This window comes from Nocardia vermiculata NBRC 100427 (assembly GCF_001613265.1).
GTDB lineage: Bacteria > Actinomycetota > Actinomycetes > Mycobacteriales > Mycobacteriaceae > Nocardia > Nocardia vermiculata.
Window position 1 is genome coordinate 127,037 of sequence record NZ_BDCA01000013.1, and the last position, 22,600, is coordinate 149,636.

Here is a 22,600-nt window from a genome sequence, read left to right on the forward strand (position 1 = left end):
GCGGAAGTGCGGTAAATGCCAGTGATCGAACAGAATTCGAGTCCGACGGACCCACGCTACGACCTGCCCGACGTGCTGAAGGTTACCGGAACCGGGCCGATCCGGACGGTGACGATCGACCGGCCGACGGAGTTGAACGCGGTGAACGAGCCGCTGCACTGGGCGCTGGCCAACGTCTGGCGACAGCTGGCCGCCGACACCGAGGCGAAGGTGGTGATCGTGACCGGAGCCGGCCGCGCCTTCAGTGCCGGCGGTGACCTGGACTGGATCACCTCGTTCCTCGACGACCCGGTAGCGCGCGAGGAGAGCCTGCGCGAAGGTGCGCAGATCATCGAGGAGATGCTGCGCTTCCCGCTGCCGGTCGTGGCCGCGGTCAACGGCCCGGCGATGGGGCTCGGCGCGAGCGTGGCGGTGCTCTCCGATGTGGTGCTGATGTCGCGCTCGGCGTATCTGGCCGACCCGCACGTCAGTGTCGGTCTGGTCGCCGGCGACGGTGGCGCCGCGTTCTGGCCACTGCTCACCCCGCTGCTGCGCTCACGGGTGTACCTCTACACCGGTGATCGCATCGATGCCCCGACTGCCGTCGAATTGGGGCTGGCCACTTCGATATCCGAACCCGACAACCTCGCCGACGACGCACTGCAGCTCGCCCAGCGGCTCGCCGCGCAGCCTGCCCCGGCGCTGCGGGCCACCAAACGCGTCGCGAACATGTATCTGTCACAGGCGTTGAGTGGTGCCGTGCAGGCGGGGTTCGCCGCCGAATCGGTGACCATGTGCTCACCCGAACATCGCGAACGGCTGCTCGCACTGCGCCGTGCAGCGGCCAGGAGGTAGCCGATGGTCTCGGACCCGGAGCCCGAATTCCGCGCGCGGGTGCGCGACTGGTGCGCTGCGAACATTCCCGCGGACTGGCGGCAGGCCCAGACCGGAGCCACCGACGCGGAATTCGTGCGCTTCCAGCAGGACTGGTTCCAGACGTTGCGTGCGGCCGGTTTCGCGGTGCCGCACTGGCCTGCCGAATGGGGTGGCGGCATGCCGGTGGAGCACCAGGCGATGCTGTACTCCGAACTCGCCGCCCACGATGCGCCGCGACTGGTGCTGGCATTCGTTTCGCTCCACCACGCCGCGTCCACACTGTTGGCCGCCGGAACCGCCGAGCAACGGCAGCGGCATCTCCCGGCGATCCTCGACGGTGAGATCTGGTGCCAGGGTTTCTCCGAACCCGGCGCCGGATCCGATCTCGCGGCGTTGACCACCTCGGCGCGCCGCCGCGGTGACCATTATGTGGTCAACGGCCACAAGCTGTGGGCCAGCGGTGCCGCCTTCGCGGACTGGTGCCTGCTGCTGGCCCGCACCGATCCCGGCGCACCGAAACGGCACGGGATTTCGTACTTCCTGATGGATATGCGATCACCCGGAATCGGCGTGCGACCGATCCGGCAGGCGAGCGGCGAATCGCACTTCTGCGAGATCTACCTCGACGACGTGGAGATACCGGCAGAGAACCTGGTGGGCCCGGAGAACAAGGGCTGGCAGGTCGCCCAGCAGACCCTGGGTGCGGAACGCGGGATGACGATGCTGGAGCTGGCCGAACGGCTGGCGCACGGCGGATTCGGCCGCCTGCTGCGACTGTGCGCGCGGCCGCGGCCCGGTGGCGGCAGTGCCCTGGACGACCCGGTGGTGTGTGACCGGCTGGCACAGCTCGAGGCAGAACTGACCGGACTGCGCGGGCTGTGCGCCGAACTGGTCGCGGCGCAGCAGCCGGGGCCGGCCGATGCATCGATCGTCAAACTGGTCTACAGCGAACTGCTGCAGCGACTGACGGATTTCGGGACGGAGGTCGCCGGAGTGGACGCTCACACGGTGTTGCACACGCCACGGTCCAGCGGCTGGGAATCGGGGGCGTGGATGCTGGACTTCCTGGGCTCGTGGGAGTGGACCATCCCCGGTGGCACCAGCGAGATCCAGCGCACCATCATCGGGGAACGCGGACTCGGACTGCCACGGGAACCGGTGGTGCCACGATGACCAGGGACCTGACGCGAGCGGTCGGCGAATTCGCCGAGCTGCACGAGGACTTGCATGCCGTCGCGCGGCACGTACTGAAGGCGAGCACACCGGGCACCATTCAGGACTGGGATCCAATTGTGAGCTCGGGCTGGACCGGCCTCGACGTCGCCACCGAATTCGACGGCGCCGGCGCGACCTTCGCAGAAGTAGCGGTGGTGCTGCGGGAGATGGGCCGCGCGCTCACCCACAGCCCGTACGCCTCGGTGACGGCGGCGGCGAACGCGCTCACCGCATGTCCGGCCGGTGCCGCCCGCGACGACTTACTGCGCGGGATCGTCGCGGGCACCGCCCTTCCCGTGGTCGCGCTGCCCGGTGCAGGATCGACTGCTGCGCGAGAGGCGCGGTGCGGCGAGCGTATCGGTGCGGTTGCGTTCACACTCGAACGCAACGGCGACCGGACCCGGATCACCGGCACGGCGGAATTCCTCGCCGATGCCGACGCCGCGACCACACTCCTACTGCCTGCGCGCGATCCCGCGCACCCCGATGCCACCGTGCTAATGGTCGTGCGGCCGGATACTCCGGGAATCACCGTCACCGCCCGGCCGTGCCTGGACGACACTCGTGGGTTCGGCGACGTCGTCGCGGACGGGGTCGTCGACCCGGGCTCGGTGTGGGAATGGGGCAGTGGGGTATTCGATCCGGTGGAGGTGCTGCTCCGGCGCCAGGCGCTGTGCACCGCGATCGACAGCCTCGGTCTCGCTGAAGCGGCGCTGGCGGAGACCGTCTCCTATGTATCGACACGCGAGCAGTTCGGTCGCCCGGTCGGCTCGTTCCAAGCGGTCAAACATGCCTGCGCCGACATGCTGGTGCGGTTGCGCGTGGCCGGGCAACTGGTCGACGCGGCGGTGGCGGCGGACGTGGGCGGCGATCCGGCGGCCTGGTCCGCGATCGCGCATGCCAAGTCCTACACCTGCGATGCCGCGGTCGATATCGCCGGCAAGGCCATCCAGTTGCACGGCGGAATGGGATACACCTGGGAGAGCGGCGTCCACCGCTACCTGGAACGGGCCGCCCTCAACCGCACCTTGCACGGGTCACCGGCCGAGCACCGTGCCGCAGTAGCCCGGCGCTATCGCGACCCGGACTTTCTTCCCTGACGGGATCCTGGTCCGTTCGCGTCCATGCCGCAGGCGCGAAAAGCGGAGTGGCGGTGCGACGGTAGGGGCAGATTCTGCTTCGGTGCGGTGGTGCTGCAGCAGTCCGCATGACCGCCGATATGCTTCATGGGGTGACGTCCGTGATTCCCGATATGCCTGTGCCGGAGGTGGTCGCCGGATTCATCGCCGCTGGTGAGGTGGCAGAACCCGTGTGGCTGAACGAGGCCGGCGGCGTGACGTACCGCTTGGGGAACGGTCCCGGGGCCCGCTATGTGAAGTGGCAGCCGGCCCACCCGGAGATATCGCTGGACCGTGAGGCCCGCAGGCTGGAGTGGGCGAACCCGTACACACCCTCGCCTCGGGTACTCGCCGTCGGGCGGACCCGGGATGCGGCCTGGTTGGTCACCCGATCCATCCCGGGGAGCAGCGCTGTCGCGCCGCGCTGGCTGGCGCGCCCCGAGGTCGCGGTGCGCGCCGTGGGCCGTGGGCTGCGCGAGTTGCACGAACGGCTGCCGGTCGACAGGTGCCCCTGGAGCTGGGATCCTCCGGCGCGCATCGCCGCCGCAACCGCTGAGGGGATGGTGGTGGACCGGGGTCTGCACGAGGCTCCCGCGGTCGATCGGCTCGTGGTCTGTCACGGGGATGCCTGCTGCCCCAACACCGTACTCACCGATACCGGCGACGTGGCCGGTCACGTCGACTTCGGCTCCCTCGGTGTCGCCGACCGCTGGGCCGATATCGCGGTCGCCGCGATGAGCACCCGATGGAACTACGGGCCCGGTTGGGAGGAGCAGCTGGTCGCGGCCTACGGGCTCGCTGTGGACCACGAACGGATGGAGTACTACCAGCGGTTGTGGAACGCGACCTGAACGTTCGAGATCCAGTGGACGACTTGCCCTTCCGGAAGGGGAGGTACGCTTCGGACGGGCGCGTCAGCGGGCGGTCCAGCCGCCGTCCACCACGATGGTCTGCCCGGTGACGTAGGCCGCGGCGTCGCCGGCCAGCCAGGCGACCGCACCGATCACGTCCTCGGGTGTGCCGTGGCGGGGGAGGGGCGTGTTGCGGCGCAGGTATTCGCGGGGGCGTTCGTTCTCGTACAGCGGCGCGGTGATCTCGCTGCGGAAGAAGCCGGGTGCGACGGTGTTCACGCGGATCGAGTGCCGGGCCCACTGGACGGCCAACTCCGCGGTCAAGCCGGACAATCCGGCTTTACTTGCCGCGTAGGACGCCTGCGGGATCCCCGGTATGCCGACCCGGCCGCTGATCGAGGAAATGTTGACGATGCTGCCGCGGCCCACCTCCCGCATGTGGTCGAACACCGCTTGCGACAGCAGTAGTGGCGCGGCGAGGTTCAGTTCCAGTGTGGAGCGGATCGCCGCCAGCGGTTCCGATTCGGCACGTTCCTCGGTGAACATCGAGCCCGCGGCGTTGATCAGGATCTCCGGCGGCCCCAGCTCGGTGGCTGCCGCGTCCACTACCATGCTGATCCGGTCGAGGTCGGACAGGTCGCCCGCGACGGCGAATCCGTCGATCTCGCCGGCCAATTCGCTGAGCCGGTCGGCGCGACGTGCCACCAGGGCGACCTGTGCTCCCAGTGCGGCCAGTGTCCGCGCGACCGCGGCGCCGAGCCCGGACGAGGCACCCGTCACGAGCGCGACGCGGCCCTGCAGATCGAACAGTTCGGCGCCCCGGGCTGGATCCGCCGCGGCAGACGACGCATCGGCGCGCAGGTCGGTCCGGTGATCGGCGGATCGGTGTTCACTCACGCGAGATCCTTTTCGTCGCGGGACCGGCTCGGATCCTCTTCTTGGGCGGAGTCGGGTGCAGGTACGGGGGGTTGCGCACGGCTGTGCCGGTTGGTGATCAGGTCGGTAAGGCCGGTCCGTTGTAGTTTGCCCATCGCGTTCGTCGGTAGCGAATCGACCTGGGTCCAGGACTCGGGCACCTTGTAGCCGGCGAGCTCCGTCCGGCACAACTCGGTCAATACAGCGAAATCCAGCGTCGCGCCGGTACTTTCGACGACTGCCACGACCCGCTGCCCGAGCCGGTCGTCGGGTATCGCACACACCCCGACCGCGGCCACGTCGGGATGGCGGGCGATCACCCGCTCCACTTCCAGGGGATACACGTTCGCGCCGCCGCGGATGATCACCAGCTTCTTGCGGTCGATCACGCGCAACCGACCTGCGTCGTCCACGGTGCCGATATCCCCGGTGGGCAGCGGGCCCGGATCGGGCGCGCGCACTCCACCGTCGGACCAGTAACCGAGCATCGGTGACCACCGGCCTGCCCAGGCACCGGACTCGGCCGGACCCACCCGCAGTTCGCCGGGTTCTCCAGCGGGCAGCCGGTGACCGGCGTCGTCGTAGGCGGCGACATCGAACTGCGGCAGCACTCGGCCGCTGGTGCCCGGCCACCACTGTGATCCGGGCGGATCGATCGAGATCACGGTGGGTGCCTCGGACAGGCCGTAGGTGGCGCGCGGCACCACGCCGTGTGCGTCGGCGAAGGCCGTCCGCAGCGTATCGGGGGTATCGCTGCCGCCGCTCCACACCTCCCGCAACGAACCGAGATCGGCGCTGCTGCGCGCCAGATCGTAGATCTGTGCCGGTGCCCCGTTCCACACCGTGACCCGATGCGCGGCAATCCATTTCGCGACGCCGTCGGCGTCGCGGCGGTCCATGACAACGGCACAACCGCCCGCCTGCGCGGTGGTGAGCGTGGACAGCACCATCATGTTGAGGATCGTCATCGCGAAGCTGTCACCGCGACGCAGATCCGGACCCCAGCCGCGGGTTGCGACAGTGACCGCGCCCGGTAGCAGCATGCCGCGCTGCGAATGCACCACCGCCTTGGGATGTCCGGAGGTGCCGCTGGTGAATCCGATACCGGCGGGAGCCTCGGGGTCGGTGTCGACCCGTGGTGCGGCGTCGGCGTCGGCGAGCAGGCGCGCCCAGTGCTGCGGATCGATCGCGGTCGGTGTCGACGCGTCGAACCGGGGGCCTGCCAGCACGACCGTGGGTTCGATCAGATCGCACAATGTCTGCTGTTCGCCCGCGCCGGACGCCTCGCCGATGCCGGCCCAGACGGCGCCGATGCGCTGCGCCCCGTGGAAGGCGGCCACGATGGGCAGATCGTTGGGCAGGCAGGCGGCGACGCGGTCGCCCGGCCGTACCCCGAGCGCCCACAGTGCGCCCGCGGCGCGGTCGGCCTGCGCGTCGAGTTCGGTATAGGACCAGGTGCCCGCGGCGGCGATGACCGCCGGTGCGCCGGGACGTGCGGCCAGGGCCGGTTCCAGAATCGTGGCGATCGTGGCGGGAGCCGGCCCGCGGCTGTTTACAGTGCCCACCGAACCTTGATATCACTATCCTTGTAAAGATTCATCAGATAGCCTGAAGTCGTTGCCCCCGAGTCTTGTTCGCCCGATCGCGCGGCAGGAGGGGGTCGATCGCTGGTGCGCGCCCGCCGCGGCGCCCACCATGCATTCAGCCGCCGCCGGTGCGGAAGTGTCGAATGAGGAGGCACGGATATGCAGCCGTCCAACACCGCCGCGGGCCCCCTGTCCGGTGTGCGAGTCGTCGACCTCACCGCAATGGTCATGGGGCCGTACTGCACTCAGATCATGGCCGATATGGGTGCGGAGGTGATCAAAGTCGAACCGCCCGCCGGGGACAACACCCGCTACATCTCCGTCGGCCCGGAGCCCGGGATGGGTGGGGTCTTCGTCAACGTCAACCGCGGCAAGCGCAGCGTGGTACTGGACCTGCGCTCCGAGCAGGGGACCGCGGCGTTGCGTGAGCTGATCGGTACCGCGGACGTGTTCATTCACTCCATGCGCGGCCGTGCCATCGCGGCCCTGGGGTTCGACTACGAATCGGTGGCCGCGATCAACTCCTCGATCGTCTACACCAACTGCTACGGCTACGGCCGCCGCGGCCCCGACGCCGACCGCACCGCCTACGACGACACGGTGCAGGCCGAATGCGGCTTGCCGTATGTGCAGCAACAACTCACCGGAACCACCGGCTACGTCGGCACCATCATGGCCGACAAGGTGGCGGGGCTGACCGCGCTCTACGCCACCATGATGGCGCTGTTCCACCGCGAGCGCACCGGCGAGGGGCAGGAGGTGGAGGTGGCGATGTTCGAAACCATGGCGGCGTTCATGCTGGTCGAGCACGCGGGCGGCACCTTGTTCGATCCGCCGCTCGCTCCGCCCGGATATCCGCGCGCACTCACCCCCGACCGCAAGCCCTATCGCACCGCGGACGGTCATCTCGCCGCGCTGGTGTACAACGACAAACAGTGGAACGCCTTCGTCGGGGCGGTGCGGCCCGCCTGGGCGACCGACGAATTCGCGACCCTCGCCCAGCGGGCCGCCCGCATCGACGAGGTCTATGCGCTGCTCGCCGAGACATTCCTGGAACGCACCACCGCACAGTGGCTCGAGCTGCTCGGCTCACTCGATATCCCCGCGGCACCGGTGAACTCGTTGTCCGCGCTGTTCGACAACGAACATCTCGCCGCCGTCGGGTTCTTCGAAACCGTGGACACCCCCAACGGCCCGGTCCGTTTCCCGGGCCCGCCGGCCTGGTTCTCCCGCACACCCGGCCGGGTGGCGGGGCCCGCGCCGCGCCTGGGTGCACACACCGGGGAGGTCCTGACGCCGGAGCCGCGCCTGGCGCGCGCCGGTGAAGCGGGCGGTGCGAACGCATGAGCGTCGTCCGTGATCCGGCGAGCCTGGACCTGAGTGAATTCCTGCGCCCCGGCGATCAGGTGGTGATCGGCCAGGCCTGCGGTGAACCGCCCACGCTGGTGGAAGCATTACTGGAACAGGCCGCAGATATCGGCGATCTGACCGCGTTCATCGCCACCAGCTTCTCCGGCGCCTTCACTCCGGACGCCGCCGCGGGGGTGCGGGTGCGCAGTATGGGCGCGATCGGCACGCTGCGCTCACTGGCCGCCGCCCACGCCCTCGAGGTGATCAGCTGCCACGTCGGCCGGGTCGGCCCGATGATCGAATCCGGTGCGCTGCGCTGCGATTGCGCATTCGTGCAGGTGGCGCCGGCCGACCGCGACGGTGCGCACAGCCTCGGGCTGATCAGCGATCACGTTTTGGAGGCAGTGTGCGCGGCGCGGGTGGTGGTGGCCGAGATCAACGATCAGGTGCCCCGCACCCGCGGTGCGACGATCGCGCACGAGCAGATCGATTACGCGGTGGAGGTGTCGCGGCCCCCGGTGACGGTCGCACCGGCGCGCATCGGCCCGGTGGACGAGGCGATCGCCGCACACGCGGCGGCCTACATCGGCGATGGCGCGGTCCTGCAGGTCGGTGTCGGCGCCGTACCCGAGGCGCTGTTGCGCATGCTGGGCGACCGCAAGGACCTCGGTGTGCATTCGGGCATGGTCGGCGACGGTCTGGTCGATCTCGTCGAGGCGGGCGCGGTGACCAACGCGCGCAAGAAGATCGACACCGGTATCTCGGTGACCGGAGCGCTCATCGGCAGCCGCCGGCTCTACGACTTCGCCGACGACAATCCCGCGCTGCGGATGTTCCCCGCCACCTACACCCACGATCCGGCGGTACTGGCCCAACTCGACGATCTGGTGACGATCAATTCCGCGGTCCAGGTCGATCTCACCGGGCAGGTCAACGCCGAACAGCACGGCTCCTCGTATCTGGGCGGCACCGGCGGGCAGGTCGACTTCGTGCGCGGCGGTACCCGCTCGCGCGGCGGGCACGCCATCATCGGATTGCCCGCCACCGCCAAAGGCGGTTCGGTGAGCCGGATCAGTGCGGCGCTCGCGGGCCCGGTCACCACCGCGCGCAGCGAAGTCGACATCGTCGTCACCGAATTCGGCGCGGCTGAACTGTCCGGATGCACCCTGGGCGAGCGGGCCCGCCGCCTGACCGCGATCGCCCACCCCGACTTCCGGGCGGACCTGGAACAGGCCGCGGCCGAGATCATGAAACGAGGGTTCTGATGACCGACCGTCCCGCCGGCACCGACGCGGTGCTGTTCGACGCTCGCGACGACGGCATCGCGATCATCACGCTGAATCGCCCGGACACCCGCAACTGCCTCGACGCGGATGTGCGGGCGGGCCTGGCGTGGGCGTGGGATCGGTTCGAACACGATGACACACTGCGGATAGCGATCCTGACCGGGGCAGGGGACAAGGCGTTCTGTGCGGGCGGCGATCTGAAGGAGATGGTCGCTACCGGGATGGGAGTGCCGCCGCGCGAGATGTACGCCCTGCCCTACGACACGATCGAGTTGACCAAACCGACCATCGCCGCGGTGAACGGCGCCGCCTACGCCGGTGGGTGGATGATCGCGCAGGCCTGCGATCTGTGCGTGGCGGCCACGACCGCCCGCTTCGCGATCTCGGAGGTGAAGGTCGGCCGCAGTTCACCATGGGCGGCGCCGCTGATCCATATGATTCCGCAGCGCATCATGATGGAGTTGCTGCTCACCGGCGCCCCGATCGATGCCCGGCGTGCCTACGAGATCGGTCTGGTCAACCGGGTCAGCGAACCCGAACGCCTGCTCGATTGTGCGCTGGACCTGGCCCGCGAAATACTCGGCGGTGCACCGCTTTCGGTCCGTGCGGCCCGGGAGACGGTTATGCTCGCCACGGAGATGGGGCGGTCGGCGGCGCTGCAGGCGGCGCGGGCCGCGAGCGAGTGGTGCTACCGCAGCGAGGACGCACAGGAGGGCCCGGCAGCGTTCGCCGCGCGCCGCCCGCCGGTGTGGAAGGGGCGCTGAACAATGCGGGATTCCCGGGCGTTATGGATGCATCGGTCGAAATGTGATCTGGGGCAAAAGTCGGCACAACTGAGACCCTTGTCACAGCATGGGTAAACGACCTACTGTGTGTTCAGTAGGTTGCTTCGATCAAAGGAGACCGGTGTCCGGTCAACGACGGCCAGCCAACGTTCGGGCCTATGACACGCTGCTCGCCAAGGGGGAGGAGCGCAAACTTCGCATTCTCGCCGTGGCGCAGCGCATGCTCGCCCGCAACGGGTGGCGGTCGACCACACTCGCGCAGATCGCCCGCGAGGCCGGGGTCACCCCGGCCGGGTTGCTGCACCACTTCGAATCGAAGGATCAGTTGTTGCACGCGGTGCTGGAAGCGCGCGACACCGACGACGAAATGCACGCCGACCGCGACGGTGATCTCACCGAACAGATTGCCGCGGTGGCAGATCGGTACCGGCGCGCCCCCGATCTGATCGGAACGTACGCGGTCCTGCTGATCGAGAACCTGGAACCGGACGCACCGCTGCACGACCGCGTGTTCGACCGCTACCACGCGGCGACGGGCCAGGTAGCCGACAGCATCCGGCGCGGCCAGCGCTGCGGGCGCTACCGCGCCGATATCGACCCTGCCGTCAAGGCTGTGGAGATTGTCGCTTTTCTCAATGGAATGGAAACGTCATGGCTGCTCGATCCCTCGATTCCACTGACCAAGGTGTTCCAGGAGTACGCTCGGTCGCTCGAACGCGAGCTGACGCCCAGCGGCGTCCGTTGAGATACCGCCTGGGTGTGGTCGCCCCCACCGTTCCCGAAGTGGTCCGCTGCGCCGGCGGCTGGCTGTTCGACCGCGGCATGTCCGGCTGGGAGGTGATCGTCATCGTCGCCGACCCCACCCATGCCCGCGCCGTGGAAATTCTCGGCGCCACCGTCCTGGACCTCGAGGACTCGCTGTCGGCGGCCACTCACGCCCTGCACCCGCAGTCGGTGGCGCTCGCCGGTGAACTGTTCGACACCGACGACCGGATCCGCTGCGGTGTACTCGAAACTCTCGATCAGGGTCAGTCCGAGGTGACGGTGCTCGGCGATTTCTGTCCCAGCGAACTGGACCGCCGGGTGGATACCGTGCAACACCGATTGAGTGTCGCGGCACGGGCTTTCAAGAAACAAGCACTGTCGGCGGCCGGGATGCCGGTGGGTACGGTGGCGCCACTCGAGACCTTCCGCAGCGGCGCCCCGGTCTGGGCGCCGCCCGTGGATCTGGTGCCGGTCGCCGGGTAGAAGTTTGGGGCGGACGGGTGCCCCGGCGGCGAGTTGAGTCGGCGCTTTGCCTCGTGGTTGATCCACGCCGACTGCGCTGACCAAGCGTTCTGAGCGGTGAATCTCGGTGCCGTGTCGTCCAAAGACCGAAGTTGTCGGTGACCCTGTCGGCCAGGAGACGCACCTCGAGTTCACGTGGCTGCCTGCCGATCGGATTGCGGTTACCGACCTGCGGCCGGTGTCAGGGAAAGAGATTGTCGAGCAGGATCTCAGGTTGGTCTGGCACGGTTGGTCGGGCACGAGCTGGATTGCCGGCGCTCACCGTCGGCCGACGCCAGATCTCGGTGGCCGGACCCCTGGCACGGACCTCAGCCTGCGGCACACGGACATGCCACAGGCACCTCGAACGGCTCGGGGTCAGCTTCGCGGTTCGGCTTCGTTGAGCTGTCGGCGTGCCCATTCGGCCCATTCCAGCACTGCTGTGTACTGGCGGACACCCAGATCGGCGGCGAGCCGTCCGAACCGTAAGCGGCCGCGGGGGTGCGCCTGGGTATCGGCCGCTTCGGTGATCGACTGAAGCGCGGCCAGTTCCCGCTGTGCTTGTTCAGCGTACTGCTGCACCAGCGCTCGTGCGTCGGGGATTTCCAGCGCCGACAGCAGGCACATGCGCAACATCAGTTCGTCGCGGACGGCTCGCGGTTTTATCGGGGAGATGAGCCATGCGCGTAGCTCATCGCGTCCGGCCGGGGTAATCGCATAGGTGCGGCGGCCGCGTGCTCCCTCGTCGACGACGGTGATCAGTTCTTCGACGGCGAGTTTGTTCAGTTCTGGGTAGATGTGGCTTTGTTGGGCGGTCCAGGCGTATTTCTGCAGGGAGAGTTCGAACCGTCGGGTGAGCTCGTAGCCGCTGGCCGGTCCGTCTTCCAGGAGCCCGAGCAGGGCGTGCCGCAATGACATGCCCCCATAATGACATGTACAGTCGGACAGGTACATTCGTAGGTGTCAAAATGGTGACCCGGACAGGACGCAATATGGACCGCACGCAAGTGCTGATCGTGGGAGCCGGACCGACCGGATTGACGCTGGCGTGTGAACTGGCCCGATGGGGCATCGACTGCCGGATCGTCGAGCAACAGTCCGTGCCGCCATCGGGTTCGCGGGGGTTCGCGCTGAAACCGCGCACCCTCGATGTGCTCGACGACCTCGGTGTCGCCGAGCGCGTGGCCCGAGAATCTCTGGACCACACGCCGATCCGTTTCCACCTGGGCGCACCGTTACTGTTCGAGCTGAGGGTGCCGGCCGCCGTCCCGACGCCGCAGCGGCCGCATCCCAACGTCTTGTCACTGCCGCAATGGCGCACCGAGGCGATCCTGCGTGACCGTCTCGCCGAGCTGGGCGGAAAAGTGGAATTCGGATCCCGCCTGGTCGCCTTCACCGACACCGGCGACGGGGTAACGGCACAGCTCCAAGGCGATGGCGGCACCGAAACCATCCGGTCGGACTACCTGGTGGGCGCCGACGGTGGGCGCAGCGGTGTCCGCCGCCATTTGGGGCTGCCGTTCGAGGGAACCACCAATGACGATGCGCGGGCTCTGTTGGCCGATGTTCGCGTCGATGGGTTGTCGCACCCGGATGCTGTCCATCTATGGATGGCCGCCGACGGAATGCTGGTCATCCGGCCGACCCCGAACCCGGATACCTGCCAGGTGGTGGCTTCCCTGCCCGCCGATGGACGCGCGCCGGAACTCGAGGCCACATCGGAAGCCCTGCGACAGTTGGTCATACAACGCACCGGCAGGACGGACATAAGCTTGGGTGAGCCGTCGTGGCTGTCGGTGTGGCGCTACAACCTGCGCATGGTCGACCGCTACCGTGACGGACGCGTATTCCTGGCCGGTGACGCCGCCCACGTGCACAGCCCGTTCGGTGCCTACGGGATGAACACCGGCATCCAGGACGCCTACAACCTGGGCTGGAAACTCGCCCTCACCCTGCGCGGCGCCGACGACGCACTCCTGGACAGCTATGAGGCCGAACGGTTGCCGATCGCGCGGACCGTCCTCGCCGACAGTGACCAGCGTTTCACCACGGTCGCCACACCCCCACGGCTGCTGCGACCGGTTCTGCGGTTGTTCATCAAACCCGTGCTCACCCGTGCCCAGCACCGCGACCGCGCCGACTACCCTACCTACCGCGCCGGCCCGCTCAGCATGCAACGCGGTGCCAGGCGGAGCATCGTGCGCGCCGGAGACCCGGCACCCGACGGGTTGCTTGCCGGTGATGTCCGCCTGTTCGACCTATTCCGCGGGCCGCACTTCACAGCCTTGACCTTCACTGATCGGCAACATACCCCGCCCGCGCCGGACCTTGTCCACGCGTACGCCATCGCATCGGTCGCGGGAAAGCCGCACGCGGACAGCTCTGTTCATGTCGATACCAGCGGAGCGATTCGCCGAAGTTACGGCGCTCGCAACGGCACGCTCGTCGTGATCCGCCCCGACGGATACATCGGGCTCGTCGACCACAACCCGAACCCGCACACAGTGAAGAACTACTTCGACCAGATTCACATCCGACCACCAGTGACACGCCTATAGCCGACGCCGTGCTGCGTAGGATGGCTTCCTCGGCCGAAGTCCTCGAGTCATGGCTCTTCGCCGGGGAGGTAGATTTTCGCGCTCCGTAACGATATGCGCGCAGCATGGACCGGTTCACAGGTCCACGACTACCTTGCCGACGGCGAGCCCGTCGGCGACGAGTCGCAGTGCGGCAGGGGAGTCCTCGAGTGAGAATCGGGCGCCGATGTGTGGGCGTAGGCCGGTGGCCAGGAGGTCGGCCAGTTCGGCCTCGTTGCGCCGGAACTCCGCGGGATCCAGGTCCTGAAACTGGAATCCGAGTACGTGAATTCCTTTGACGAGCACCAGGTTCAGTGGGATGGCGGGCACGGTGCCGGAGGCGTAGCCGATGGTGACGAATCGGCCGCCGCGGCGCAGCGTGCGTAAGGCGGGCTCGCTGAGCGCACCACCGACCGGATCGAGCACGGCATCAGCGCCCTCGGGAAGCGCGCGCCGTAGTGCGGCGCGCAGATCCCCGCCGCGATGGTCGATCAGATGCCGCGCGCCCAGCGTCCGGGCGACCTCGAGTTTGTCCGGTGAGGATGCCACCGCGGTGACCGACAAGCCGAGGTGCGTCCCCAGTGCGACCGCCGCCGATCCGACGCCGCCGCCGGCGCCGAGCACGATCAGCTCCGCGCCCGCGCCGACCCGGGCGACGGATCGAATGCAGTGGTACGCCGTGCGGTAGGTGACGCCGAACGCCGCGGCATCGGCGAATTCCACGCGGTCGGGGATGCGGGTGAGTTTGTCCGCGGCCACCACGATCTGTTCGGCGAACGCGCCGTGTAAGCCGGTGCCGCACACGCGGTCGCCGACCACGACGCTGCCACTATCGGTCCCGCCGGCATCGGTGCTTGCGGGCCCGACCGTGAGGTTGCTACGAGGACCGGTAGTGAGATTGTTGCCGCCGCCCACCGCGACGACGCCCGCGAATTCGCTGCCCGGCACAAAAGGCGTGGGCACACTGATCTGGTAGCGATTCGCGACCAGCAGCACATCCGGGTAGTTGACCGCAGCGGCATGCACCCGCACCCGAACTTCGCCGGGCCCCGGTTCCGGGACGGCCCGCTCTTCGACTCGGACCACCTCGGGTGCTCCGTACTCCGGGCACACCGCCACACGCATCGAATGCGGAACCTCCGGTCCCCGCGCCATGGTCAGTGTCCCTGCCATTCGGGGTTACGTCGCTCGATGAACGCCTGCGCCCCTTCGGCGGCATCCGCACTGGCGAAAACCACTTCCTGCCAATGCTTGCGGCGGTCGCCCGCGGCCGGGCCGTCGGTGACGGCGAGGCGAGCCAGTTCCTTGGATGCCGCCAGGCCCAGTGGCGCGTTCGCCGCCACCGATGCGGCCAGTGCGAGCGCGGTGTCGAGCACCCGCTCCGGCTCGGTCACCGCATTGACCAGTCCGATCCGGTAGGCGCGATCGGCGTCGATGGGCTCCCCGGTGAGCAGCAACTCCAGGGCGATTCCCAGTGGAATCCGGGTCGCGACACCGGTTCCGCCGCCGGCGGCGAACATGCCTCGCTTCACCTCGGGGAAGGCGAATTTCGCGGCGCCGGAGGTGACGATCATGTCGCAGGCCAGCAGGAGTTCGAGCCCGCCGCCGACCGCGGTGGCATTGGCGGCACCGATGATCGGGACGCTGGTGTTTCCGGCGGTGAACCGGTTGAACGCGTCGAGGGCCGTGCGCTGCTGCGGCGACCCCTGCGAGGGTGCCGAGCCGCCGGCGAATTCGCGCAGATCCATCCCGGCGGAGAACGCCTTGTCACCGGTGCCGGTGAGCACGATTGCCCGCACTTGCGGATCGGCTTCGGCGGCGATCAGTGCCTCGCCGATGCCGTAGATCACGGCACTGTTGAGGGCGTTCCGGGCTGCGGGGCGGTTGATCCGGATCAGCAGCACCGCATCGCGTCGTTCGACGATGAGGGCGGGGGATTCGGGGGCGCTCTCGGATGCGGTGGTGCTCATCGGTTGTACTCCGTGCTCGCGGCGAGGTCGGCTGCCTCGCGCATCAGCCTCGGCACGATCGGGCCGAAGGACTGCAATTTGATGTCGTCGCCGGCGCGCTGGAATCCGCGTTCCAGCACGATCGCCAGTTTCCATTTGGCCAGGACCAGGTAGTAGTCGAGATCCTCGACCTGTCGGCCGGACACCTCGGCATAGTGTTCGAGCAGTCGGGTGCGTGCCGGCATCCCGCGCAGGTCCACATAGCTCGCGCCGGCGGCTTCGGGAGCCGAGGTGTCCTCGGGCCAGCTCTGCACCATCCACGCCAGATCCAGTTTCGGATCGCCGACCGTACCCATCTCCCAATCGACCAGGGCCGCCAGTCGCGCCGGTGCGCCGTGCTCGTACATCACGTTCGCGAACTGGTAGTCGCCGTGCATGATGCCGGGGATGTAGTCCAGCGGGCGGTGGGTACGCAGCCAGGTGGTCGCGGTGTCCATACCGTCCAGATCGCGGCCGCGGTGCCGGGCGAAGAATTCGGTCCAGCGCTGGACCTGACGTTCGTGGAAGCCGTCGGGGCGGCCCAGGTCCTGTAAGCCTCTGGCGCGCCAGTCGACTCGGGACAGCAGCGCGATCCCCTCGGCGAGCTGATAGGCCAGTCCGGCGCGGGCGGTGAGGTCGGTGTCGAACGGTGCCGGCCAGCGTTTGCTGTCCATCGGTGACCAGCCGTCGATATAACCCATCAGGTAGAAAGTGCGTCCCAGCACCGAATGGTCGGTGCAGACCGCGACGGCGGGTGTGTGCGGGACGTCGGTGCCGTCGAGTGCGGCGGTGATCCGCCACTCTCGTTCGATTCCGGCGTCGCGGTCGGGTGGTGCCCCGGCAGGTGGAATCCGCAGCACACAGCGGTATTCGCCGCGGGTGATCAGGTAGATCTCGTTCTGGGTCCCGCCGGACAGGAAGGTGGCCTCGGCCGGTGCGCCGCGGCCGGGCAGCTCGCGGGCATCCATCCAGGCGGTGAGGCGGGCGGTGTCGATCACAGGTTACCTACTTCGTGTTCGAGGTAGTCGGCGAATTTCGCCCGCGCGGCCTCGAGTTTGCGCGGGATCCATTCGGTGGGCCACAGATCGTCGGTGGGCTGGTAGTCGCGCAACACCTGCTTGGCGACTGTGCCCTTGTGTACTTCGGTGGGGCCGTCGGCCAGGCCCAGCACGCCCGCGCCGTGGATCATGGTGAAGAACGGCATCTCGTTGGTGACCCCGAGGGCGCCGTGGACCTGCATGGCGCGCCAGGCGACGTCGTGCAGGACGGTCGGCATCACGACCTTGACCGCCGCGATGTCCTTGCGCACCTTGCGATAGTCGTTGTACTTGTCGATCTCCCACGCGGTGTAGAGCACGAACAACCGGAACTGCTGCAGCTGGGCGTAGGAGTCGGCGATATAGCCCTGCACGAACTGTTTGTCCGACAGGCGGCTGCCGGCGGTCTCGCGACTCAGCGCCCGCTCGCACATCATGTCCAGTGCACTGCGCGCCAGGCCGATGGTCCGCATCGCATGATGGATGCGTCCGCCACCGAGGCGGGTCTGCGCGATCGCGAATGCCTGCCCGGCGCCGCCCAGTAGTGCCGAATTCGGTACGCGCACATTGTCGTAATGGATCAGCGCGTGCGACCCGCCGTCGAGCGGTTCCCCGTACAGTCCGACATTGCGTTCGATCCGCACACCGGGGGTGTCGGTCGGGATCAGGAACATCGACATGCCCTGGTATGCGCTGACCTCGGGGTCGGTGACGACCATGACGATGAGGAACGAGGCGGTGGCGGCGTTGGAGGAGAAGAACTTGCGGCCGTTGACGATCCAATCGTCCCCGTCGCGCACGGCCGAGGTGGTGAACTGGCGCGGGTCGGCGCCGGCCTGGGGTTCGGTCATCGAATAGCTGGAGAACAATTCGCCCTCGAGCAGGGGGCGCAGGTAGCGCCGTTTCTGGTCCTCGGTGCCGTAGTGGGCGATGATCTCGGCATTGCCGGTGTCGGGCGCCTGACAGCCGAAGATCACCGGTGCCCACGAGGAGCGGCCCAGAATCTCGTTGAGCAGCGCCAGTTTCAGCTGACCGTAGCCCTGCCCTCCGAGGTCGGGACCCAGATGGGTGGCCCACAACCCTTGCTCGCGCACCTGGTGTTTGAGCGGGTCCACGACCTTGCGGCGGGTGGCATCCGGTGGCACGAACTGCTGGTGCGGCCAGATCAGGTCGAGCGGTTCGACCTCGTCACGGACGAACGCGTCGGCCCAGTCCAGCTTCTGCTGGAACTGCGGATCGGTTTCGAAATCCCAGGCCATTGCGCCTCCTCCCAGTCGATGGAAATATGATTCTTGTGATGAAGAATAGCATTCTGAATCCGAGTAACCAGATTGTGAACGGAGGATGCGGATGAGAGCCGCCGACCAGTTCCATCTCGGCATCGTCGCCGCGGATCTCGAGGCGACCACGGCCGCGCTGAGTACGACGCTCGGATACGAATGGGGGATCGAAACCGGTGGGCCGCTGCAGGTGTCGGTGCCGGCGGGGGAGTTGCGGGTCGATATCCGCTGCGTCTACTCCACCACCGTCCCGCGGCTGGAGGTGATTCGCGAGGTGGCGGGCACGTTGTGGGAGCCGGTGCCCGGCAGTGGAATTCACCATATCGGCTACTGGTCCGACGACGTCGCGGCCGATATCGCGGAACTGGAGCGGTCGGGCTACGAGGTGGAGGCGCTGCGTCCCGGACCCGGCGGTATGCCGCTGTTCGCCTTCCTGTCCGCATCGGCCGGGGTTCGCATCGAACTGCTCACCCGCGCCGCGGAGAGCGGGCTGTCCCGCTGCTGGGCGGCGCCTTCCGCTGACGGGTTGCCGCGATGAGCCGGTACGGCAGCACGGATCCGGATCGGGGCAACGACGAAGGGGACGTCGCCGCCGACGCGGATGTGGCGGCGCGTATCGCACGACGCGCGCTGCAACGGCGTGGCGAGGTCTACACCGAGGAGGTGCGCCGGCTCCTGGACGCCGGCCTCGAGGTGATGCGGCGTTGTGGCACGTCCTCGCGACCGCGGGTGGCCGATATCGTGGCCGCCGCAGGGCTGTCCAACGACGCGTTCTACCGCCACTTCGCCTCCAAGGATGCCCTGGTCGCGGCGCTGCTGGAAGACGGAACGCACCGGCTGCTGAGCTATCTCGGGCATCGGATGAGCAAGCGATGCGACCCTGAGGGTGCGGTGCGGGAATGGGTTGACGGTGTGCTGTCGCAAGGCGCGGGGGAGGTCGCGGCCACCACCCGTGCGGTGCTGTGGAATGCGGGCGGCCTGGCGCTGGGACTGGTCACCGGCCCGCCGGAAGCCGATGTACGCCTCGCCACCCTGCTGCATGCGCCGTTCACGGAATTGGGCTGCGCGCACCCGGAGGTCGATGCCGCGCTCGCTGCGCACGCGGTGGTCGGCCACCTGGCGGAACTGCTGTGGCGGCAGCGTGAACCGACTGCGGACGATGTCGAGCACGTGACAGCATTGTGCTTGCGCGTCGCACGCCCGGCGCCGTCGCGGTCCTAGTGCCGCGAACTCACCGGCCGGGCTCTGTGTGCGGGAGATGTGAGGACGTGGTCCGGACCCCGGCAGCTGTGGTCGCCGCGGCGCGGGGAGATCGATGCACTGCGACCATATCGCCACCCACCGCGCGGGCTACGGCAGTGCCGTGTCCGCCATGTCGACCTGCCGCCGCGCATTCGCGAGCCCGGTGACGACGCTGGTGCCGATGCGGCCGGTGCGGTCGTAGAGGGTGGCGGTGCCCACGGCGATGCCGTCGGCCGAAATATGGTCCTGGGCATGCAGTCCCACCTCCGGCCCGAGTGGGAGCCGGGTCAGGGTGAGGGTGACGTCGCTGTTGATGAAGCCGACGCCCTCGGTACCCCAGTTGCAGACCAGATTGGTGGTGTCGCCCAGGAATGCGGCGCGCTGGAACCCGGAGATCGGTTCGCCCTCGACCAGCGGTGGGAGGTTCTGCCACATCGACTTGCGCTCACCGTTCTGGGCCGCCGCGAAATCGCCGGTCCAGTCCTGTTCACCACATTTGAACAATGGCGGCTGTCCGGTCGGCGCGTCGAGACGGACCTCGGGCACCGGCAGCGGAGCGTCGGCTTGCCAGACCAGGCCGGGAGGTTGTTCGGCGGCGGCCAGGTACATCACCGAGGCCCGCACCCGCACCTCGTCGTGCTGGGTGATCCACGCATCGGCGACCCGGACGCGGGTGCCGGTGCGCACGACCGTGCTGTGTACCGTGATCGGCTCGGTGAGTACCGGACGGAACAGGTCGACCGTCAGCCGGGCGGGAATGAACCCGGCTCCCGGACTGTGTGTTTCGAGTTCGCGGGCCAGCAGGCCGCAGACCGCCGGTCCGGCGACCTGCTGATCCGACCAGCGGCTCACCGCGAAGTCGCCCGCTACGAATCCCGCGTCCTCGCGGCTGAAGAATGCCACCATAGCCTCGGTCTTTCCGTGTCCAATCTAGAACACGTTATAGGAAGGATGCGGACGGTGGTCTCCGGGTGTCACCTTCGGTGCGGGTTCGGGCGACAGTGCCGTTCGGGCAGCGAGGTCCCGGTGTGACGAAGGGGTGTCCCGGTGACGGGGCCGGTGGATTCTTCGCGGGTGAATTGTCACCCGTTCCATCGATTCCGTCCGCCGAGATCAGAGCGGTTGCCGAGGGGTGGCGTGAGTCCGGTCCCGGCGGGCCCCGGCGCCGCCGCGAGGTGACGGGCGGCACACGATGTGCTTAAGCTGGCGATGCACGATAATCCCGGCACCACCGATGGAGACGACGTTGAAGACCAGACTGGGCTGCCCCTGCGGTGAACAGATCAACGGAACCGACGAGGACGACCTTGTCGAGAAGACGCAGAAGCATCTGGCCGAGAATCACCCCGGTCACGACTACTCCCGCGAAGAGATTCTGTTCCTCGCCTACTGAGGCCCGCCGCGGGTCCGTCGAGGCCGGGCCCGCTGCTCATCCACCGACCGCCTGCTGATCGTCTCGATCGCCGGCGGCCAGGTACCGCATCGGCGCGTAGTTCGCCCAGCCGCTCTCCGGCCAGTTGAACCAGCCCGCCGATGCGCCGGTACCGCCGTCGGGATGCAGGGTGGTGCCGGTGAGATACGCCCCCAGGTTCGAGGCGAGAAAGACCACGCAGCCCGAGATATCCTCCGGTGTCCCGGCGCGGCCCATCGGGATCGCGACCCGGATTCCGGCCGGATCGGTCATTGCCGCATCGCCGCGGGGGAGCCGGCTCAGATTCGGGGTCGGTACGTAATCCGGGGCCACATTGTTGACCCGGATCTGCTCGGGTGCCAACTCGACCGCCAGGGTGCGGGCGAACTGTTCGACCGCGGCCTTCGCCGCCGCGTACACGGCGAAACCCGGCGCCGCGCGGTGCGCTTCGATCGTGGTGATGTTGACGATGCTGCCGCCGCGCCCGCCTGCCTGCATCCGCGGTACCGCCAGTGAACAGGCGTGCAGCACATGGGTCAGGTTCGTGCGGAGCAGGGCGTCCCAGCCCTTGGCGCGGGTCTCGGTGAACGGGGCACGGAAGGTGCCACCCACGACGTTGACCAGGATGTCGAGGCGTCCCCACCGCGCATCGACACTCTCGAACAGTGCCGCCAGCTGCTCCGGATCGCGAACATCACCGTGCCGGATCACCGCGTCGATGCCGGCGTCGTCCAGCTCCATCCGCATCCGTGCGATCGCGTCGGTGTCGATGTCGATGATCGCCGGCCGGACCCCGTTGGCGGCCAGATCGGTGACGATCGCACGACCCAGGCCACCCGCACCGCCGGTGACGACGGCCACCGTGCCCGCCAACCCGGCCCGCTGCTCGAACCATCCGTTCTGCCGCGTGCTCATCGCAGGTAGGTGGTGCCGAAGGTTTCCAGGAACTCGGTGGTCGCGCGGGGGTCGCCGGAACGGCTCGACACCACGATCCAGGTGACGCCGGCCTGCTCGAGCTCGGCGAATGCCTCCCGGTGCCGGTCGGCCGCACGGGGCTCGGCGAGATCGGCGTCGTGGTAGGAGTGCAGGATGTCGATACTGTCGGCACGTCCGGCGGCTTCGGCGCGGTGGCGCACCTCGGCGATCTGCCGGGCCAGCTGTGCTCGCGATTCCAGCACCGGCGTGCGCGCCGTGGCACTCAATTCGGCTCCGCCCGACATCGGCATCCAGCCCTGGGCGAGGGTTGCGGCCCGGCGCCTGCTCGCCGCGGAGTTGCCGCCGATCCAGATCGGGATCGGGTCCTGTACCGGCCGTGGCCGCGCGATCACCTCGCGGGCATCGAAATGACGGCCACGGTAGCTGAACGGCTCACCGCGCCAATGCAGCGGCAGCACCTCGAGGGCCTCTTCGAGCAATACGTTGCGCGCCTCGAAATCGACTCCCAGGGCGTGGAATTCGCTCTTCTGGTAGCCGGCGCCCAGACCGAGGATCAATCGTCCGCCGGACAGTTTGTCGATTGTCGCAGCGGCCTTGGCCAGCAGGAACGGATTGCGGTAGGGTGCCACCGCAAGGTAGGTCAGGAGCCGCAGCCGCTGGGTCGCTGCGGCGATATAGCCGAGTGCCACCAGCGAATCGAGGGTCTGATGGCCACCGTGATGCAACCACCCCGACCCGGGAATCGGGTGTTCGCTCAGTGAAAAGCCGTGGAATCCGCACCGTTCGGCGGTCTCCGCGACCTCGGCCAGTGGCCCCGCGTCGAGGGCGTCTCCGTCGGGTCCGCCGGTCTCGGGATAGTGGAATATGAAACGCAGACTCACCGTATGAGAGTACCATTCTCTG

The 22,600-nt window shown here is 68.2% G+C and carries 23 protein-coding genes; 13 read left to right on the top strand and 10 right to left on the bottom strand.

All coding sequences use genetic code 11. The features are described from left to right. The first annotated feature begins 15 nt into the window (after positions 1-15). From NV2_RS15240 to NV2_RS15255, 4 genes are all read left to right on the top strand, one after another. The gene (locus tag NV2_RS15240; protein ID WP_067873788.1) at positions 16-834 is read left to right on the top strand and encodes an enoyl-CoA hydratase/isomerase family protein; all 819 of its coding nucleotides are present in this window, start codon (positions 16-18) and stop codon (positions 832-834) included. Positions 835-837: 3 nt separating this feature from the next. Beyond that, positions 838-2,028: an acyl-CoA dehydrogenase family protein gene (locus tag NV2_RS15245; protein ID WP_067873791.1), complete on the top strand. Its 1,191-nt coding sequence runs from the start codon at positions 838-840 to the stop codon at positions 2,026-2,028. Continuing rightward, positions 2,025-3,170, top strand: a complete 1,146-nt coding sequence (locus NV2_RS15250; RefSeq protein WP_067873794.1) for an acyl-CoA dehydrogenase family protein — start codon at positions 2,025-2,027, stop codon at positions 3,168-3,170. Before NV2_RS15245 ends, NV2_RS15250 begins: the two co-directional genes overlap by 4 nt. Before the next feature lie 119 nt (positions 3,171-3,289). Further along, a complete protein-coding gene (locus NV2_RS15255; protein ID WP_067874019.1) occupies positions 3,290-4,039 on the top strand; it encodes an aminoglycoside 3'-phosphotransferase in 750 nt (249 codons plus the stop codon). A 63-nt stretch (positions 4,040-4,102) separates the two neighbouring features. On the opposite strand, the gene NV2_RS15260 is transcribed toward NV2_RS15255, so the two are convergent. Together NV2_RS15260 and NV2_RS15265 are read right to left on the bottom strand one after the other, a co-directional pair. Continuing rightward, positions 4,103-4,900: an SDR family NAD(P)-dependent oxidoreductase gene (locus NV2_RS15260; protein WP_067874021.1), complete on the bottom strand. Its 798-nt coding sequence runs from the start codon at positions 4,898-4,900 to the stop codon at positions 4,103-4,105. Positions 4,901-4,932: 32 nt separating this feature from the next. Continuing rightward, complete coding sequence (locus NV2_RS15265; RefSeq protein WP_218018984.1) at positions 4,933-6,519, bottom strand: class I adenylate-forming enzyme family protein; 1,587 nt, start codon at positions 6,517-6,519, stop codon at positions 4,933-4,935. Between the two features lie 210 nt (positions 6,520-6,729). On the opposite strand from NV2_RS15265, the gene NV2_RS15270 reads away from it, so the two are divergent. The 5 genes from NV2_RS15270 (at position 6,730) to NV2_RS15290 (ending at position 11,209) form a co-directional block, all read left to right on the top strand. After that, the gene (locus NV2_RS15270; RefSeq protein WP_067874024.1) at positions 6,730-7,887 is read left to right on the top strand and encodes a CaiB/BaiF CoA transferase family protein; all 1,158 of its coding nucleotides are present in this window, start codon (positions 6,730-6,732) and stop codon (positions 7,885-7,887) included. Further along, the gene (locus NV2_RS15275; RefSeq protein ID WP_067873797.1) at positions 7,884-9,155 is read left to right on the top strand and encodes an acetyl-CoA hydrolase/transferase family protein; all 1,272 of its coding nucleotides are present in this window, start codon (positions 7,884-7,886) and stop codon (positions 9,153-9,155) included. Before NV2_RS15270 ends, NV2_RS15275 begins: the two co-directional genes overlap by 4 nt. Then, on the top strand, positions 9,155-9,940 hold the full coding sequence (locus NV2_RS15280) for an enoyl-CoA hydratase-related protein (RefSeq protein ID WP_067873801.1): 786 nt from the start codon (positions 9,155-9,157) through the stop codon (positions 9,938-9,940). The genes NV2_RS15275 and NV2_RS15280 overlap by 1 nt, the downstream gene beginning before the upstream one ends. Positions 9,941-10,082: 142 nt before the next feature. Further along, positions 10,083-10,706 (top strand): TetR/AcrR family transcriptional regulator, encoded by a 624-nt coding sequence (locus NV2_RS15285; RefSeq protein ID WP_067873803.1) that lies wholly within the window; start codon positions 10,083-10,085, stop codon positions 10,704-10,706. 14 nt (positions 10,707-10,720) lie between these two features. Continuing rightward, positions 10,721-11,209 carry a hypothetical protein gene (locus NV2_RS15290; protein WP_307613564.1) on the top strand — a complete coding sequence of 163 codons (489 nt, stop codon included), beginning with the start codon at positions 10,721-10,723 and terminating at the stop codon, positions 11,207-11,209. 396 nt (positions 11,210-11,605) lie between these two features. Here the strand turns inward: NV2_RS15290 and NV2_RS15295 are convergent, their stop codons facing one another. Further along, on the bottom strand, positions 11,606-12,145 hold the full coding sequence (locus NV2_RS15295) for a PadR family transcriptional regulator (RefSeq protein ID WP_067873809.1): 540 nt from the start codon (positions 12,143-12,145) through the stop codon (positions 11,606-11,608). A 50-nt stretch (positions 12,146-12,195) separates the two neighbouring features. Between NV2_RS15295 and NV2_RS15300 the strand changes: the two genes are divergently transcribed. After that, positions 12,196-13,785 carry an FAD-dependent monooxygenase gene (locus NV2_RS15300; RefSeq protein ID WP_218018986.1) on the top strand — a complete coding sequence of 530 codons (1,590 nt, stop codon included), beginning with the start codon at positions 12,196-12,198 and terminating at the stop codon, positions 13,783-13,785. A 114-nt stretch (positions 13,786-13,899) separates the two neighbouring features. Here NV2_RS15300 and NV2_RS15305 read toward each other — a convergent pair whose 3' ends face one another. From NV2_RS15305 to NV2_RS15320, 4 genes are read right to left on the bottom strand one after another with little or no spacing between them, the layout of a single operon-like run. Beyond that, positions 13,900-14,928, bottom strand: coding sequence for an NADPH:quinone oxidoreductase family protein (locus tag NV2_RS15305; RefSeq protein ID WP_067874027.1), 1,029 nt, complete (start codon positions 14,926-14,928; stop codon positions 13,900-13,902). 32 nt (positions 14,929-14,960) lie between these two features. Then, positions 14,961-15,773 carry an enoyl-CoA hydratase-related protein gene (locus NV2_RS15310; protein ID WP_067873814.1) on the bottom strand — a complete coding sequence of 271 codons (813 nt, stop codon included), beginning with the start codon at positions 15,771-15,773 and terminating at the stop codon, positions 14,961-14,963. Further along, complete coding sequence (locus NV2_RS15315; RefSeq protein WP_067874031.1) at positions 15,770-16,759, bottom strand: phosphotransferase family protein; 990 nt, start codon at positions 16,757-16,759, stop codon at positions 15,770-15,772. Before NV2_RS15315 ends, NV2_RS15310 begins: the two co-directional genes overlap by 4 nt. 26 nt (positions 16,760-16,785) lie before the next feature. Then, on the bottom strand, positions 16,786-18,087 hold the full coding sequence (locus NV2_RS15320; protein ID WP_067873817.1) for an acyl-CoA dehydrogenase family protein: 1,302 nt from the start codon (positions 18,085-18,087) through the stop codon (positions 16,786-16,788). Positions 18,088-18,178: 91 nt separating this feature from the next. Here NV2_RS15320 and NV2_RS15325 point away from each other — a divergent pair, with 91 nt between their 5' ends. Next, complete coding sequence (locus tag NV2_RS15325) at positions 18,179-18,646, top strand: VOC family protein (protein WP_067873820.1); 468 nt, start codon at positions 18,179-18,181, stop codon at positions 18,644-18,646. Further along, complete coding sequence (locus NV2_RS15330) at positions 18,643-19,329, top strand: TetR/AcrR family transcriptional regulator (RefSeq protein ID WP_067873822.1); 687 nt, start codon at positions 18,643-18,645, stop codon at positions 19,327-19,329. The genes NV2_RS15325 and NV2_RS15330 overlap by 4 nt, the downstream gene beginning before the upstream one ends. A gap of 129 nt (positions 19,330-19,458) precedes the next feature. Here the strand turns inward: NV2_RS15330 and NV2_RS15335 are convergent, their stop codons facing one another. Next, complete coding sequence (locus NV2_RS15335; RefSeq protein WP_067873825.1) at positions 19,459-20,256, bottom strand: acyl-CoA thioesterase domain-containing protein; 798 nt, start codon at positions 20,254-20,256, stop codon at positions 19,459-19,461. A 328-nt stretch (positions 20,257-20,584) separates the two neighbouring features. Here NV2_RS15335 and NV2_RS30855 point away from each other — a divergent pair, with 328 nt between their 5' ends. Continuing rightward, complete coding sequence (locus tag NV2_RS30855) at positions 20,585-20,743, top strand: DUF1059 domain-containing protein (protein ID WP_373863568.1); 159 nt, start codon at positions 20,585-20,587, stop codon at positions 20,741-20,743. Positions 20,744-20,779: 36 nt separating this feature from the next. Here NV2_RS30855 and NV2_RS15340 read toward each other — a convergent pair whose 3' ends face one another. Together NV2_RS15340 and NV2_RS15345 are read right to left on the bottom strand one after the other, a co-directional pair. Then, complete coding sequence (locus NV2_RS15340; RefSeq protein WP_067873829.1) at positions 20,780-21,676, bottom strand: SDR family NAD(P)-dependent oxidoreductase; 897 nt, start codon at positions 21,674-21,676, stop codon at positions 20,780-20,782. Then, the gene (locus tag NV2_RS15345; protein ID WP_218018988.1) at positions 21,673-22,578 is read right to left on the bottom strand and encodes an LLM class F420-dependent oxidoreductase; all 906 of its coding nucleotides are present in this window, start codon (positions 22,576-22,578) and stop codon (positions 21,673-21,675) included. The genes NV2_RS15340 and NV2_RS15345 overlap by 4 nt, the downstream gene beginning before the upstream one ends. Positions 22,579-22,600: the final 22 nt, after the last annotated feature.